This window comes from Idiomarina sp. 29L, assembly GCF_004123135.1.
In the GTDB taxonomy this organism is placed as follows: Bacteria; Pseudomonadota; Gammaproteobacteria; order Enterobacterales; family Alteromonadaceae; genus Idiomarina.
The window spans coordinates 203,422-219,441 of sequence record NZ_SDJS01000004.1 but is presented as its reverse complement, the minus strand read 5'-3'; the positions used below and the strand labels follow the sequence as shown (position 1 = coordinate 219,441).

Below are 16,020 nucleotides of genomic sequence, written 5' to 3'. Positions count from 1 at the left end.
ATTTGCGTTAATGCTGACAAACTAACGCTTGAGCGAAAGTCTGTCAACAGTTGTTTTGACTTGTGTATGCAAATAATTACTTATATTCAGCAGGCTGACCATTAGAATCAGACTGACGAATAAATTCGCGCAAGTCGTTATTGGCTTTTTCTAAGTCGGCACGACGCAAGTACATCATGTGGCCGCTGCGGTAGCCTTTAAAGTCAATACGGTCACTCATTTGCGCACTTGGGTCTAAATGCCACATGTTGTACTTCGCATCGAAGTAGTTAGTCGCACCATCAAAGTAGCCTGACTGAATTAAAACATTCAGATAAGGGTTTTGCGCCATGGCTTGACGTAACTGTTTACCGGTGTTGTTGTTTGAGCGATCCCACGGATGAACCGGACCAAACATGTTGTATTTGATGTCGGTCTCAAAGTTGAGCTCTTCACTCAGATAGTAATTAATGGCTGGGGTGAAAGAGTGCAACCATGACGTGAGTTCAGCATTGTAGTCAGGGCGGTCGCCAGCACGTTTTTCATCTAAGCCCAAATAACGCGAATCTAGGCGGCCAATAGTGCGGTCGCGGTCACGCAGTAGCTCTTTCCAGAAGTACCAAGTGCTTGGCGCTAGGTTATTATCCAGTACCGCTTGTTTCGACAAACCTGAGTAATAGGCTACACGCTCAGCCATTTGCTCGCGGGCTTCACCGGTTAGCATAGCGCCTTTCGCTAGTGCAGGCAGATACTGTTCAAGTGCAAAGCGCTCCACTTCCGGAAGCATTTCTTCCAGGTCTTTATTTTGTAAAGCATCTGGCAGTGCATCGTGATACCAGGCTGCGGCTGCAAAGTATGGCAGTTGGTTGGCTTGTTTTACCGGGCCATCGCGGTCAATACCGATATCGGTTGGCGATACAAGAATAACGCCGTTGAGGTACATCCACTGGCTGTTTTGCAGCTCCAGTGCAAGACCAGAAACGCGTGTTGTGCCGTAACTTTCACCGATCAAATACTTTGGTGAGCGCCAGCGATCCATACGAGACGTAAAAGTGTTCATCCATTCGGCTAAATACTTAATGTCGGCATTAACGCCATAGAACATGTCCTTTTGCTTCTCGCGTGACGGCATTTCGCCTTTTTCATTGGGCAGAACGCGCGAGTAACCGGTATTGACCGGGTTAATGAAAACAATGTCAGCTACGTCGAGAATGGAGTGGGGGTTATCTTGTACGCCGTAAGGCTGCACTGGATAACCTTCGTCGCTTAGGTTTAAGACTTTGGGTCCCGTGTAGGCGATGTGCATCCAGACTGACGCAGATCCGGGGCCACCATTGAACGAGTAAACAATTGGGCGTGATTCACGGTTGTCGACGTCCTGGCGCTCATAATAGGTATAGAATAATGACGCCGTTGGGTTACCTTCCTCGTCCCATACAGGCTGAGTGCCTGCAGTGGCAGTGTAGTCAACAGTTTCGCCATTAATTTCAACGCTATGTTCGGTAACGACCTCGGTGTCGACCGGCAGCATGCGTTTATGATTGGTTGAGCTTTCTTCGGCAACAACAGGTGCTGATATTACTGAGCAGCCCATCAGTGACAAAGTGGCAATAAGAGCAAGACTCTTTCGCATGAGATTGTTCTCCATTTTTATAATGTCGCTTCAGATTAACAAATAATTACTTTAAAGAGTCAAAGGTTATGCGATTATTGGGTTTATTCCTGCGACTGGACTCTCGTTTTTAGTCTGGTTTTAAAAGATTGGATTTCAGAGGTTAACTATGATGAACAACACGTTAGTGACTGCGACTTTTGGCCTTTTATTGTCAATGACCAGTATAGCAGCGTCTGCCCAAAGCCTGTCCGACGCAATGAAAGATGGCTTACAAACGATGGCGTCAGAGCAGTTAAACGCTGATTTAGACGTCGGTGAATTACAGGTCAATTCATTGACGGATGGTCTGACGGCGAACAAAGTACGCCTGGCGACTCGTGTTGACGAATTGTCAGAGCCGGAGAATCAGCTATTACTAGCAAAACAGCTTGTTTTAACAGGAGACTGGCAGGCTTTAGGCAGTAGTCGTGTCGATATTTCTAAAATCGCAGTGTCCGACGCGCAGCTAACGGTTTCTTATTATGGTACCGGGCGCTCAAATTTGCATGAGTTTTTAAAGCAAATGAGTGGTATGAAGGTGCAAAAAATCAACTCAGTGCCGCTTCGCTGGCAAGTCGATGAATGGATGATGGACAATGTCACTATTAATTTGTTTGATAAAGGTGAGCCGATTCTCAGTGTTCACGTGGATGAATTGGCGTTAACCGACTTACAGTCAATGCAAGACCCTGATGCCCAGGTGAAAGAGCTTCTCTGGCCAATTCTCGATCAAGTGATTGAACAAGTGCGTAGGGGCAACTCAAGCTTGCAGGTAGACAGTATGGCGCTTTCGAGGTTTTTATTGCGTGAAGCTATGGCGTTCTAGACTTGAGTTAAACGGGTTTACGAAGTACAGTTAAGAAAAATTAAACACCCGTTTAAAATAAGAGGTTGGCGTGGCAAATTCATACCCAAATTTACTAAAACCCCTGGATCTTGGCTTTACAACGTTAAAGAATCGAGTCTTGATGGGGTCAATGCATACTGGCCTGGAAGAAGAAAAAAATGGCTTTAGTAAATTAGCCAGCTTTTATGAAGAGCGCGCTAAAGGTGGTGTCGGGCTGATTGTCACCGGCGGGATTAGTCCAAACTTCCGCGGTCGGCTGGCGCCTTTTGGCAGTGAAATGTCCAAGCCCTGGCACGTGGGAAAACACCGTCAGGTGACCGATGCGGTGCATAAATACGGCAGTAAAATCTGTCTGCAACTTCTACACGCGGGTCGTTACAGCTACCATCCGTTTTCGCTAGCGCCGAGCGCGATAAAAGCACCTATCAATCCGTTCAAACCGAAAGCCATGTCTGAACGGCAAATTCTCAAAACCATTAAACACTATGCCCGTGGTGCTAAGTTAGCTCAGAAAGCCGGTTATGATGGTGTTGAGATTATGGGGTCAGAAGGTTATCTGATTAACCAGTTTTTGTGTCCAAGAACGAATAAACGCACGGACGGTTGGGGCGGTAGTTTTGAAAACCGCATGCGTTTCCCATTAGAAATTGTTAAAGCCGTGCGCGCGGCAGTGGGCGAAAAGTCGATTATTATTTTCCGTTTGTCGATGCTGGACTTGGTGGAAGACGGGCATCAGCTGGACGAAGTATTAAAGCTGGGTAAGCTGCTAGAACAGGCGGGGGTGACCATTATTAATACCGGTATTGGCTGGCACGAAGCTCGTGTCCCGACCATTGTCACCTCAGTGCCACGGGGCGCTTTCAGCTGGATAACCGAGCGCGTGCGCCGAGAATTGTCTGTACCTGTTGTTGCCGTTAACCGTATTAATACCCCAGAAATTGCTGAGCATATTCTGGAAAGCAATCAGGCCGACATGGTGTCGATGGCACGACCTTTACTGGCTGATCCGGAGTTTGTGAATAAAGCAGAGCAAGGCCAGTCCGAGCGCATTAATACCTGCATTGCCTGTAATCAGGCGTGTCTGGATCATGTGTTTGAAAATAAACGAGCGTCCTGCCTGGTAAATCCAAGGGCCTGCTATGAGCAGGAGTTGGTGATGAAGCCAGCAGAGAAGAAAAAGCGCCTTGCCGTTATTGGCGCAGGACCCGCAGGCTTAGCCTTTGCTTGCAATGCGGCAGAGCGGGGGCACCAAGTTGACTTATATGACAAAGCTGCGGAAATTGGCGGTCAATTTAATTACGCGAAACAAATTCCGGGCAAAGAAGAGTTTTATGAAACGCTGCGTTACTTCAAACACCGTATTGAAGATACCGGTGTTAATTTGAAGCTTGGAAAAGAGCAGACTTGTGAAGGCCTGCTGGCAGAAAAATATGATGATGTGGTTCTGGCAACCGGCGTCAGCCCGCGTCAGGTTGATATTCCGGGTGTTGATTTGCCGCATGTACTGGGTTACTTAGATGTGCTGCGTGATCACAAAACCGTCGGTAAAAAAGTAGCGGTTATTGGTGCCGGCGGTATTGGTTTTGATGTGTCCGAATATTTAACGACGGACAAGTCGCTGACGCTGGACGAAAAAGAATGGTCCGAGCGTTGGGGTATAGACAAAGACTACAGTAACCGGGGCGGCTTAAAGCCTCAGCAGCCTGAACCAAGTCCGCGCCAAGTCTGGCTGTTGCAACGTAAAGAAAGCAAAGTTGGTAAAGGCTTAGGTAAAACCTCTGGTTGGGTGCATCGTAACGAATTGAAGAGCAAGTCCGTGAATATGTGGAACGGCGTCACTTATCATCGCATTGTGCCGGAAGGCATTGAAATAGAGCGCGATGGCGAGAAGCAGTTACTGGAAGTCGATAACATTGTTATTTGTGCCGGTCAGGTGTCTCAGCGTGAACTTCACGACGCCCTGGAAGCGGCCGGTCAGTCAGTACATTTAATTGGTGGTGCTGATGTTGCAGCTGAGCTTGATGCTAAGCGAGCCATTCGCCAGGGAACAGAACTAGCGGCAAGGCTTTAATGACTTTATATGACCTGCATTGTCATAGTACTCACTCAGACGGCTCTTTATCGGTCAAAGAGCTACTGCACCGTGCCTGTGAGTACAACGTTGATGTACTGGCGTTAACCGATCATGACTGCATTGAAGGGATAGCTGAGGCGAAAGCACTGATCGAAAAAGAACAGTTGCCGCTTCAGTTTATTAACGGCGTGGAAATTAGCTGCCGCTGGGAAAGTTTTGAAATTCATATTGTTGGTTTGAATTTTGACCCTGACGACGAACATTTAAAAGGTTTGCTGGCGCAACAACAGCAACGCCGTCAGGAACGCTTCACTGCGATTTTAGAAAAATTGGAAAAACGCGGTGTTATGTTGTCGGCCGAAGAATGCAACGCCGATGGTATGCCAACTCGCAAACATATCGCTGATACAATGGTTGCAAAAGGCATTGTCAGCCATCCACAAAAGGCCTTTGATCATTATATTGGCAAAGGCAACAGCGCCTATGTTACCCCGCAGTGGTGCGACATTCCGGAGGCTATTGAAGCCATTCATAAGGCGGGTGGTCAGGCAGTGCTGGCGCATCCTCATGCGTACAAAATGTCGAATAAATGGCTGCGTCGTTTGCTGATAGAAGGCAAAGAATGGGGGCTTGATGGCATGGAAGTCAGCTTGAGTCAGCAATCGCCCGGACACCGTGATACGCTTGCTAAAATGAGTCAGGAATATGGTTTAAAAGCGTCTCAGGGCTCTGATTTTCATTACCCGGGCAATTGGCGTGAGCTCGGTAAAAACCTTTGTCTGCCAGCCGACTGTGTGCCAATATGGGAGCATTGGTCACACTAGAAAAGGTTGGGGTAGGTTATGAGTCAATTTTTTGAAATTCATCCGGAAAATCCTCAGGCGCGTCTAATTCAGCAAGCCGTACAAATTATTCGCCAGAGCGGGGTCGTGGTTTACCCAACCGACTCAGGCTACGCCATTGGTTGCCAAATTGGTGATAAGGCCGCTGCCGACCGTATTTGTCGAATTCGCGATATTGATAAAGAACACAATTTTACGTTGATGTGCCGTGATCTCTCGGAATTATCAACTTATGCCCGCGTTGACAACGATGCGTTCCGCTTACTGAAAAACAACACGCCGGGACCTTATACTTTTATATTAAAAGGCACGAAAGAGGTGCCCAAACGTCTGTTGAACCCAAAACGGAAAACTATCGGTATTCGTGTACCAACCAACCGTATTGCAATGGCGCTTTTAGAAGAGCTGAATGAGCCGTTAATGTCGACCAGCCTTATTCTCGGAGATGGCGAACTGGCCGAGTCGGATCCTGAAGAGATTCGGGATAAGCTCGAAAAGCTAGTTGACTTGATTGTCGATGGTGGTCATTTAGGTGAGCAGCCAACCACTGTGGTTGATTTGTCAGAGGGGGCGCCGGTGATACGCCGGGAGGGCTCTGGTGAGACGGAACCTTTTGACTTTTAAAGGTAACTAACCATGGCTGAACAGCAGTCACTTCCCTTAGGTTTTGTTCGTGGTGAGCCGGTTATTGAAAAACCGGAAGATCTCTACATTCCTCCCGACGCACTGGAAGTGATTTTGGACTCTTTCAGTGGCCCTATGGACTTGCTGTTGTACTTAATTCGAAAGCAAAAGCTCGATATTGTCGATATGCCCATTTTGACCATTACCCGACAGTACGTTGAGTACGTGGAAATGATGAAAGAGCTGAAGCTGGAGTTGGCGGCGGACTATTTGGTGATGGCGGCGATATTGGCGGAAATTAAAAGCCGATTGCTGTTGCCGAAGCCACCGCAGGAAGATGATGAAGAGGAAGACCCGCGAGCAGAGCTGGTGCGGCGCTTAAAGGAGTATGAGGCGATACGCGAAGGGGCGGAGTATATTGACGGACAACCGCAGGTTGGTCGGGATATTTTATTAAGCGAAGTGGCAACTGATGCGCGCGAGCATGTGACAACACCACCACCCGAAGTAACCATCGAAGACTTAACGCTTGCGTTTAGCCGGGTGTTGCAGCAGGTTGAACTCAATGCCCATCATCATATTCAACGTGAGCAGCTGTCGACCCGTCAACGAATGAGTCAGGTTATTGAGCTGTTGTCAGAAAAAAAGTACGTTGCCTTCAGTCAGTTGTTCAAACGTTCAGAGGGACGTGCGGGCGCAGTGGTCAGTTTTTTAGCAATTTTAGAACTTGTGAAGGAATCAATGGTAGAATTGTCACAAGTTGAACCCATGAGTGATATTCGTATCAGCTTGAGAAATCGTCAGCAGGATGAATCAGTTACAGCTTAAGCAACTAATAGAAGCGGCGTTGTTTGCCCATCCACAGCCATTATCGGCGGAGCAGCTTTATCAACTGTTGTTGAGTGAAGGTGAAGCCTCATTGGCTACGGTTAAAGCGTTGTTGAAAGACTTGCAAGCGGATTATCAGGAGCGCGGTATTGAGTTAGTCAAAGTCGCCTCTGGTTATCGATTTCAGACGCGTGCAGAATTGGGGCAACGCTTAGCGTCGTTATGGCAGGAAAAACCACAAAAGTATTCTCAGGCCTTGTTGGAAACGCTGGCACTGATTGTCTACAGGCAGCCCATTACGCGTGGGGAAATCGAACAAATTCGTGGGGTTAGTGTCAGTAGTAATATTATTAAGACACTACAGGAACGAAACTGGATAAAAGTGGTGGGCCACAAAGAAGTGCCGGGACGTCCACAACTGTATGCCAGTACAAAAGAGTTTTTAGATGATTTTAATTTAAGCGATTTATCCGAATTACCGGATATCGATACGCTTGATGAAGACGATGAACGTACCGCTGAGACAGCGATTAACGAGAGAGAATAGTAAGAATGACCGAAAAGTTACAAAAGGTATTAGCCCGCTCAGGACATGGTTCCAGACGAGAAATTGAAGCCAAAATTGCGGCTGGACGCATTCGTGTCAACGGAATGGTCGCACAGCTGGGCGAGCGAGTTGATGCAGACGCAAAAGTTCGTATCGATGGTCATGAAGTTGAAATAAAGCCTGAAGAAGAGGTTATCTGCCGGGTTTTGATGTACCACAAGCCCGAAGGCGAATTGTGTACGCGCAAAGATCCAGAAGGGCGCCCTACGGTATATGATCGTTTACCGCGCATGAGCGGCGCACGTTGGGTTGCCGTTGGCAGGTTGGATGTTAATACTTCGGGCTTACTGTTATTTACTACCGATGGTGAATTAGCTAATCGGTTAATGCATCCTAGCCAGCAGGTTGAGCGTGAATACGCTGTACGTATTTTCGGTGAAGTCGACGATAAAATGATGAGCCGTCTTAAAAAGGGCGTGCAGTTAGAAGACGGCCCAGCGCACTTTAATTCGATAAAGCCTGCCGGTGGTGATGGCATGAACCGTTGGTTCCACGTAACCATTAGCGAAGGTCGTAACCGTGAAGTGCGCCGTTTGTGGGAATCACAGGAAGTGCAGGTGAGTCGCCTTATCCGTGTTCGCTACGGTGATATTCCGCTTGAGCAGGGATTACCGCAAGGTGGCTGGTCGGAAATGCCGCTGGAGCAGGTGAATGTGTTGAGGAAGCAAGTGAAATTGCCGCCTGAAGAGCGTTCATTTATCGATCCGCGGCACCAGGAGTCCAGACAGCGAAAATTTGCCAAAATACGCCGGGCAACAGCAAAACATCGTCAACATAAGAAGACTGATAAGCGTCGCAAATAATGAAGGGCTCTGCAAAGCGTTGGTTAGCAGACTTCTCTGGTAATCAACGTTTACTCATAGCGTGGCCTTATCGTAAAGACGTTTGGCGAGGTAATGCGGTGCCTGCTCGCGAAGTTATTGCTGAGTTAGTGCGTCTGGTCAGTCACTATACCCCTGTCACATTGCTGGTTCACCCGGACTACCTGGACTCTATACCAACCGGGCTGAATGAATATTGTTCTATTACCATCGAGCGATACGATGATATTTGGCTACGTGATACGTTGCCGCTATGGCTTTATCAGAATGAAGAAACGTCTGGTTGTGTCTTTCAATTTGATGGCTGGGGCGGTGTGCAGTCAGCGGTGCAGTTTGATAAAAGCTTAGCGTCGCAAGTTTCCTCAAAACTAAGGCGTCCGTTATCGACACAAGCGCTGATTAGCGAAGGTGGGGCTTTTACGCATAATGGTGAGGGTACTTGGTTGGTTAGCTTGTCCAGCATCATGCAGCGTAATGCTAGCTTCTCGAAAGAAGCTATTAAGAGTAAGTTAACGGACTACTTTTCGGGCGAATCCCTGTATTTCTTTGAAGGAGCGCTGGTAGCCGATGAAACCCATGGCCATATGGATAATATGGCGTTGTTTCTTAATGAAAACACCCTTATCTATGCCGCAACCAGCGACAGTAGGCACCCTGACTATAAGACTTGTATGCGAATAGCGGAGTTTGTCAAACAGCTGCCGGATTCTATTCGGAAAGTGCCGGTTCCGTTACCTAAACCACAACGACCTACTACTGGCGAGCGCGGCGATCTGGAGCAGCTCCAAACCAGTTTAAATAGAACCGAAGAGGTTCCTTTACTATGCAGTTATATTAATGTGCTTCAGACAGAATCTGTTGTAATCGTGCCCGAATTTGACTTACCTTCAGACGCTGAAGCATTGTCGGTAATACGAAAAGCGGTTGGTGATAAAACGGTACTGAGTGCACCGGCTCGGGAATTGGTGCTTGGCGGTGGTGGATTGCACTGCATTAGTCACAATCTTGCGGGCTTACGCAATGACCAAACGTTGGCGCCCTGATTTTTTCGCCTCATAAAGCACATCATCAGCACGTTTGTATAGATCATCAAAGGAGTCACCGGGCTGAGCCTCAGTAAAGCCCATGCTAAAGGTGATTTGATAGTCCTCTGGGATTCCTTCAATCGGCTCGCTATTCAGCCCATCCTGGAGCCGGTTGAAGATTCGTTCGGCGTCTTCTTTGGAGGCATCAAGGAAGAGCAGTAACCACTCCTCACCGCCTAAGCGACCAAAACCATCTTGTTCACGAAGACTGTCTTCTGCAACTTCAGCAAAGCGCTGAAGAACATGGTCCCCCGCATCGTGGCCAAATTTATCGTTGATACTTTTAAAGTAGTCAAAATCAATAACGGCTAGAGCAAGGCTGCGATTTTGAGTATGAGACTGCTCCAGTTCATTTTTGCAGCGCTGTACAATGGCTCTTCGGTTCGGGGCTTGGGTTAAGTCATCTTTGAGCGCAAGTGCGGCGAAATTTTTATGCGCTCGCCACTGTTGTATTAGGAACGCTGAAATTACAACAACTAACAATATTGCGGAAATAATTATCCAAACAAGTAAATAATAAGAGGTTTTTTGCTCCTGCAATGCGAGTTGCTGCAATTGGTTCTCTTTTTGGAGTAGTTGATTCGTTGTTTCCTGCTCTTTAATTTCGAGACGAACTAAAATCTCCTGTACTTGCTTGTCCTGACGACTTTTTTGCACCGCTTTCATTTCATCAACGGAGCGCTTGTAGTGCTCGAGAGCTTGCTGAAACTGCTCGGTTTGCTCATAGTAAAGAGACCATTGACTTTCAATACGTTGGCTGAGTTCTTGGCTATCAAGTGTATTGATAAGTGATGTTGCTGCTTGTAATTCTTGTTTGGCGCTTTTCAACTGCTTAGTTGCTAAATAGACTGAAATTTTACTGAGACGGGTCTCTGCTTCCATCGGGTGAGCACCAGCTGCTTTGAATTGGGGTAATGCTTGTTCAAAGTTTTCAATAGCACGTTCGTAGTGCTGCTCTTCTAATTCCAGTGTACCGAGCCTGAACATGGCGTAAGCCACCCCTAGCTCATCGTTAATTTCATGACTTATGGCGAGTGCTTTCTCAAAGTGCTCTTTTGCTTTTGGAAATATACCTGCTTGCTGATAAATTCGGGCAAGATTGTATTGAAGAACAGAAACATCCCATTGGCCTAAATGTTTTTTGCTTATTTCAAGCGCATCTTTTGTGTGCTCGATAGCAATATCATAAGCGCCCACATCGGTGTAAATAATACCAATAAGCGAGTGGAACTCGACTTGTAGCTTGGGAATTGAGCTATTGGCGTCTCGGTTGAGCTCTTCGAGAATTTCTAGAGCCTGAGCAATGTCCCCTGCATTTTGCATGACCTGAGCGTGGAGAATTTCTGCTTCAATGAATAAGTCTTCATTCCCAGACGCTTTTGCATGCTCAATGGCATAAATCACGCTAGCGTTAGCTTGCTGCAATTGACCTCGTTGGAGGTGATACCAAGTTTGGTTAATACGAAGGAGAGCGGATGCAATGTTGGAGTCTGCCAGTTTGGCGAAGCGCAAGCCTTCTTTTACTGTCTCAATGAGCTTGGTTTCATTACCTGAATAACGATAAGCCTCTGATTGCAGTGCATAGGCTAGTGCAAGCTTGTCAAATTGACGATTCTGATCATATTGGTTTATCCACTGGCTTGTTTTCGTTATCCACTCATTTGGATTACTGCTTGCGTCAATGCGCTGCTGTTGCCACTCTTGTGCAAAGAGTGGCAACGACAGTAACAACAATACGACGTAGGTGAACCGCAACTTAGAAACCAATAGATATTTTTCTGTTAATAGAATGTTTTAAGCATTCTACCCGACTGAGTGATCGACGCAATTGGTTAGTTGCTTTTATTTTGTACGTTTTTGACAGAAAAAACGACCTCAACGGATGCCTCTATTGTTTGTTGACCCGGCAGCGACACTTTGTCCGAGCGAACGCTAGTTTCTGCCATTTGCATCATGAAAGGGCGTGAAATTGAGCGCTCGGTAATGCTTAACGTTCCGGTGAGAGCAAGACCAGCGGTTTCAGCCAACTGCTCCGATTTCATTTGTGCCTGTTTATAGGCCTGAATGAGTGCTTGCTGATAAAGCGCCTGTTGGTTACTAATTTCAAACTGAATTTGTCCAACCCGGGTGACGCCCCGAGACAATGCTAAATCAATCACGTTGTCATAGTTTTCAGGGTTACGGAGAGTGACCTTTATTTCTCGTCGCACGATAAAGCCACTTTGTTTGGTTTTACCGTCAGAGTCCTGTTCGTACTGAGGGTATATTTGCAGCTGATAAGACTGGATGTCTTTTTCGGCTACGTCTTTTTTTAATAAATCGTTTAATAGGCGTTCAGTGGTATTGTCGACCACCGTCTTTTGTGAGCTGAGCTTATTGCCACGCTCCTCAACCCAAAACGTCACTCGCATTAAATCTGGCACCGCGTTGACGCTGCCATTGCCAGTTGCCGTGATACGCTGCTCTGCTGCTTGAGTGACTTGGTGGAATCCGGCTGTAAGAACTAACAGACAAACCGAAAGAACGCTTGATTTTAAGTAACTCTTGGTCATGATTAGTGTCCCTGTTTAGAATTCCCATAACGCTTAGCTATGGAGTATAGGTCATGGGTGAAAGTTCAGAAGAATATGATGAAAACGCACTGCGAGACTCGGTGTTTCGCCTGTTAGGTCGCCGTGAACATAGCTATCAGGAGCTACAACGAAAGCTAATTCAAAAGCGCTGGCCCACTAAAATGGTGGACGAGATATTGGCGGACTTTAAAGAAAAGGGCTGGCAAAGCGACGAGCGGTTTGCCGAAATCTTTATACGTGAAAAGGTGTCTCAAAAGCAAGGGCGGCTTAAAATTCTGGCGCAAGCTACCCAGCAAAAAGGGTTGTCGATAGAGCTTGTCGAGCGGCTATTGGAAGAAATGGAAATAGACTGGTTTAGTTTGTGCTCTGAATTGAAGGAGCGTCGTTTTGGCGATGAACCACCGAAAGATCAAAAACAATGGATGAAACAAGTGCGCTTTTTGCAGCAACGAGGCTTTAACTCAGAGCAAATATTCGCTTGTGTCAATCGACCAGAGAGCTAGGCTGAGCAATGACTTCGTGATAATCTAACAGTATATTAGTAATTAAACCCACAGTCTTTTGAAAAAGCGAGTAGGACAAACTATGAGCATGAACAGTGCCCAAATTCGTGAAACATTTCTCAGTTATTTTGCGAAGCGAGGACACGAAAGAGTGCCTTCGGCATCAATGATACCGGGCAATGACCCAACGTTATTATTTACTAATGCGGGTATGGTGCCGTTTAAAGATGTATTTTTGGGAACCGATAAGCGTCGTTACGACAAAGCAACTTCGGCACAACGTTGTCTGCGTGCCGGCGGTAAACATAATGACCTGGAAAACGTCGGTTATACCGCACGTCATCACACTTTTTTTGAGATGATGGGTAACTTTAGCTTTGGCGACTACTTTAAAAAGCAAGCGATTGAGTACGCGTGGGACTTTCTCACCAGTGAGTTGAAACTACCGGCTGAAAAGCTGTGGGTGACTGTTTTTACAGAAGACGATGAAGCTTACGATATCTGGGCAAAAGATATTGGTGTACCGGAAGATCGCATCTCTCGCATTGGTGAGGAAGATAATTTCTGGTCGATGGGTGACACTGGCCCTTGTGGACCATGCTCGGAAGTATTTTACGACCATGGCCCGGATGTTTGGGGCGGTCCTCCGGGTACGCCGGAAGAAGACGGTGACCGCTACATTGAAATTTGGAACCTGGTTTTCATGCAATATAACCGTCAGGCAGATGGCACGCTTGAGTCTTTGCCAAACCCATCAATCGATACAGGAATGGGGTTGGAGCGTATTTCTGCCATTATGCAGAATGTTCATAGTAACTACGAAATTGATCTGTTTCAGGCCCTTATTCAATCAGCAGCGAAAATTATTGGTACGGACGATTTAGATAATAAATCACTGCGTGTTATTGCGGACCATATTCGTTCATGTTCGTTCTTAATCGCTGACGGCGTGATGCCTTCAAATGAAGGACGAGGCTATGTCTTGCGCCGTATTATTCGCCGTGCAGTGCGACACGGTCACTTACTTGGTGCGAAAGCAACGTTTTTCTTCCAGCTGGTTGATGAGCTTGTTAACCAGATGGGTGACGCGTATCCGGAACTGGTAGAAAAGCAGGCAGTTATTAAAGATGCATTGGAGCGTGAAGAGCAGCAGTTTGCCCGCACGCTTGAGCGTGGTCTGGCAATACTGTCTGATGAGATCAGACAGCTTGATGGCAGAGTTATTCCGGGTGACGTGGTCTTTAAGCTTTACGACACTTATGGCTTCCCGGTTGACTTAACCGCTGACATTGCGCGTGAGCAAGAGCTAACCGTTGATGAAGCAGGTTTTGAAAACGCCATGGCAGAACAAAGACAAAGAGCACAGCAAGCTTCTCAGTTCGGCATGGACTATAATGAGCAAATTAAGTCCGAGCATAAAACAGCGTTCACAGGCTACGAACAAATAGATGGCGATTCTAAGGTCGTTGAATTGTTCAAAGAAGGAAAACCTGTTAAGAGCTTAGAAGCAGGAGAAAGCGGTATTATTGTGCTGTCAGAAACACCGTTTTATGCAGAAAGCGGCGGCCAAACAGGCGATACCGGTAAATTGGTTGCGAATGGTGGTGTGTTTGAAGTGACTGATACGCAGTATATTGGCAAAGCGATTGGGCACCATGGTAAAGCGTTATCGACCATTCAACTCAATGATTCGGTAAAAGCTGAAATTGATGCTGAGCGCCGTGAAAATATTAAGCGGAATCACTCGGCGACACACTTAGTGCATGCCGCACTGCGAAACTTGTTAGGGGATCATGTTACTCAAAAGGGTTCTCTGGTTGAAGCGGATAAAATGCGCTTTGACTTTTCGCACTTTGAGCCGGTTTCAGCAGAGCAAATTGCTCAAATTGAGCGTGAGGTGAATGCGCAAATCCGCGCTAACTTGTCGCTTGAAACTCAGTTAATGGACATTGAAGAAGCAAAAGCCGCTGGCGCAATGGCTTTGTTTGGTGAAAAATACGATGAGCAGGTTCGTGTAGTGCGTATGGGCGACTTCTCAATGGAGTTGTGTGGCGGTACGCACGTCCGTTCTACTGGTGATATCGGTCTGTTCCGTATTATTTCAGAAAGCGGCATAGCGTCCGGCGTTCGTCGTATTGAAGTGGTAACCGGCGAAGCTGCGGTGCGTTATACTCAAGGACAGCAGGCGTTACTGAACCAAGTTGCTGGAGAAGTTAAAGCCAAACCAGACAATTTAATTGAGAAAGTTCAGCAGTTACTGCAAAAACAACGTGAATTAGAGCGTCAGAATGATCAATTGCAGAAGAAGCTCGCCTCGCAGGCTGGAGGCGGTTTGGTTTCGCAAGCCGTTGAAGTTGGTGGTGTCAAAGCGATTATTGCTGAACTTGATCAAGCAGACCCTAAATCACTGCGTGAATTAGTTGATGACCTGAAGAACCAAATTGGTTCTGGTGTCGTATTACTAGGAACTGCGAATGGCTCAAAAGTGAGTTTGATTGCTGGGGTAACTGGTGATTTAACGGCTAAAGTCAAAGCAGGGGATTTAGTCAATCAAGCCGCTAATGTGGTTGGTGGCAAGGGTGGTGGTCGACCCGATATGGCGCAAGCTGGAGGATCACTGCCTGAACATTTAAATGAAGCCTTAGCTACGGCAACAACTTGGTTAGAGCAGCATTTATCGTAACTTGGAGTTATGAGTTTCGTTATAGTGTAATCGCTATCATTATTGGTAGACTGCTTACATCAATTTAGGGAAACGTTCGATTGTTGCGGTAACATCGGGACAGTATTGAAGGAGCAATTATGCTAATTTTGACACGCCGTGTAGGTGAGACACTAATGATAGGTGATGATGTTTCGGTCACTGTCCTTGGCGTAAAAGGGAACCAAGTACGTATTGGTGTAAATGCCCCGAAGGATGTTTCCGTCCATCGAGAAGAAATTTACATGCGCATTCAGTCTGAAAAAGACGATGAACATGACGAGAAAGAATAATTAGAAAAAACCGGCTTTTGCCGGTTTTTTTATACTTTCTTCCTAATTTGTGGAAAAATCCAACGAGATGGTCAATTATCCCACACTTGAACCATTGTTTTTAAAAAACCAATTGACATTATTGCCAACATCGCTAGAATTCACGCCACAACGATTTGGAGAGGTGGCCGAGTGGCTGAAGGCGCTCCCCTGCTAAGGGAGTATAGGGTTTGTAGCCCTATCGAGGGTTCGAATCCCTCCCTCTCCGCCATTCGTTAAGTGAAAATTAGCGCCCGTAGCTCAACTGGATAGAGTACCTGGCTACGAACCAGGCGGTTAGAGGTTCGACTCCTCTCGGGCGCGCCATTTTCACAAAAAACACTTCAGGCAATGCGCCCGTAGCTCAACTGGATAGAGTACCTGGCTACGAACCAGGCGGTTAGAGGTTCGACTCCTCTCGGGCGCGCCATTTCCTTTACTTTCCCTTATAGTCTACTTTCTTATTTCTTTTGCTATTTCGCTTATTTAGCTCTTGAATACCGATTATTTCGCACTGCAAATTCTTGCGCGACTTGCTACCATAGTATTTAATAAATTTATAACAATTTGC

Annotated in this window: 14 protein-coding genes and 3 tRNA genes; 14 read left to right on the top strand and 3 right to left on the bottom strand. The window is 46.7% G+C overall.

Translation table 11 applies throughout. The annotated features are described in order from the left end of the window. Window positions 1-76: 76 nt before the first annotated feature. Entirely contained in the window at window positions 77-1,612 is a 1,536-nt protein-coding gene (locus tag EST55_RS10060; RefSeq protein WP_129497353.1) for a carboxypeptidase, read from the bottom strand. Window positions 1,613-1,760: 148 nt separating this feature from the next. On the opposite strand from EST55_RS10060, the gene EST55_RS10055 reads away from it, so the two are divergent. The 8 genes from EST55_RS10055 to EST55_RS10020 all read left to right on the top strand — a co-directional run bounded on the left by EST55_RS10055 (window position 1,761) and on the right by EST55_RS10020 (window position 9,319). Further along, window positions 1,761-2,459, top strand: a complete 699-nt coding sequence (locus tag EST55_RS10055) for a hypothetical protein (RefSeq protein ID WP_240665295.1) — start codon at window positions 1,761-1,763, stop codon at window positions 2,457-2,459. A 70-nt stretch (window positions 2,460-2,529) separates the two neighbouring features. Next, window positions 2,530-4,551 (top strand): NADPH-dependent 2,4-dienoyl-CoA reductase, encoded by a 2,022-nt coding sequence (locus EST55_RS10050; protein ID WP_129497352.1) that lies wholly within the window; start codon window positions 2,530-2,532, stop codon window positions 4,549-4,551. Further along, on the top strand, window positions 4,551-5,378 hold the full coding sequence (locus tag EST55_RS10045; protein ID WP_100691771.1) for a PHP domain-containing protein: 828 nt from the start codon (window positions 4,551-4,553) through the stop codon (window positions 5,376-5,378). The genes EST55_RS10050 and EST55_RS10045 overlap by 1 nt, the downstream gene beginning before the upstream one ends. An 18-nt stretch (window positions 5,379-5,396) precedes the next feature. After that, complete coding sequence (locus EST55_RS10040) at window positions 5,397-6,020, top strand: L-threonylcarbamoyladenylate synthase (RefSeq protein ID WP_058578797.1); 624 nt, start codon at window positions 5,397-5,399, stop codon at window positions 6,018-6,020. A 12-nt stretch (window positions 6,021-6,032) separates the two neighbouring features. After that, window positions 6,033-6,848, top strand: coding sequence for a segregation/condensation protein A (locus EST55_RS10035; RefSeq protein ID WP_129497351.1), 816 nt, complete (start codon window positions 6,033-6,035; stop codon window positions 6,846-6,848). Continuing rightward, window positions 6,829-7,395 (top strand): SMC-Scp complex subunit ScpB, encoded by a 567-nt coding sequence (gene scpB, locus EST55_RS10030; protein WP_129497350.1) that lies wholly within the window; start codon window positions 6,829-6,831, stop codon window positions 7,393-7,395. Before EST55_RS10035 ends, scpB begins: the two co-directional genes overlap by 20 nt. Before the next feature lie 5 nt (window positions 7,396-7,400). Then, window positions 7,401-8,258 carry a 23S rRNA pseudouridine(2605) synthase RluB gene (gene rluB / locus EST55_RS10025; protein WP_088767821.1) on the top strand — a complete coding sequence of 286 codons (858 nt, stop codon included), beginning with the start codon at window positions 7,401-7,403 and terminating at the stop codon, window positions 8,256-8,258. Further along, the gene (locus tag EST55_RS10020; RefSeq protein WP_129497349.1) at window positions 8,258-9,319 is read left to right on the top strand and encodes an agmatine deiminase family protein; all 1,062 of its coding nucleotides are present in this window, start codon (window positions 8,258-8,260) and stop codon (window positions 9,317-9,319) included. The genes rluB and EST55_RS10020 overlap by 1 nt, the downstream gene beginning before the upstream one ends. On the opposite strand, the gene EST55_RS10015 is transcribed toward EST55_RS10020, so the two are convergent. Beyond that, window positions 9,290-11,116, bottom strand: a complete 1,827-nt coding sequence (locus EST55_RS10015) for a GGDEF domain-containing protein (RefSeq protein WP_100692323.1) — start codon at window positions 11,114-11,116, stop codon at window positions 9,290-9,292. The genes EST55_RS10020 and EST55_RS10015 overlap by 30 nt on opposite strands. Window positions 11,117-11,193: 77 nt before the next feature. Beyond that, the gene (locus EST55_RS10010; RefSeq protein WP_129497348.1) at window positions 11,194-11,913 is read right to left on the bottom strand and encodes an SIMPL domain-containing protein; all 720 of its coding nucleotides are present in this window, start codon (window positions 11,911-11,913) and stop codon (window positions 11,194-11,196) included. 53 nt (window positions 11,914-11,966) lie between these two features. Here EST55_RS10010 and EST55_RS10005 point away from each other — a divergent pair, with 53 nt between their 5' ends. From EST55_RS10005 to EST55_RS09980, 6 genes are all read left to right on the top strand, one after another. After that, on the top strand, window positions 11,967-12,437 hold the full coding sequence (locus tag EST55_RS10005) for a regulatory protein RecX (protein WP_100691777.1): 471 nt from the start codon (window positions 11,967-11,969) through the stop codon (window positions 12,435-12,437). An 82-nt stretch (window positions 12,438-12,519) separates the two neighbouring features. Next, the gene (gene alaS, locus EST55_RS10000) at window positions 12,520-15,120 is read left to right on the top strand and encodes an alanine--tRNA ligase (protein ID WP_129497347.1); all 2,601 of its coding nucleotides are present in this window, start codon (window positions 12,520-12,522) and stop codon (window positions 15,118-15,120) included. Window positions 15,121-15,239: 119 nt separating this feature from the next. After that, on the top strand, window positions 15,240-15,431 hold the full coding sequence (csrA, locus tag EST55_RS09995; RefSeq protein WP_053952511.1) for a carbon storage regulator CsrA: 192 nt from the start codon (window positions 15,240-15,242) through the stop codon (window positions 15,429-15,431). A 157-nt stretch (window positions 15,432-15,588) separates the two neighbouring features. Continuing rightward, window positions 15,589-15,681, top strand: a tRNA-Ser gene (locus EST55_RS09990). An 18-nt stretch (window positions 15,682-15,699) separates the two neighbouring features. After that, window positions 15,700-15,776 (top strand) — tRNA-Arg (locus EST55_RS09985). A 26-nt stretch (window positions 15,777-15,802) separates the two neighbouring features. Continuing rightward, window positions 15,803-15,879 (top strand) — tRNA-Arg (locus EST55_RS09980). The last annotated feature ends 141 nt before the right edge of the window (window positions 15,880-16,020 follow it).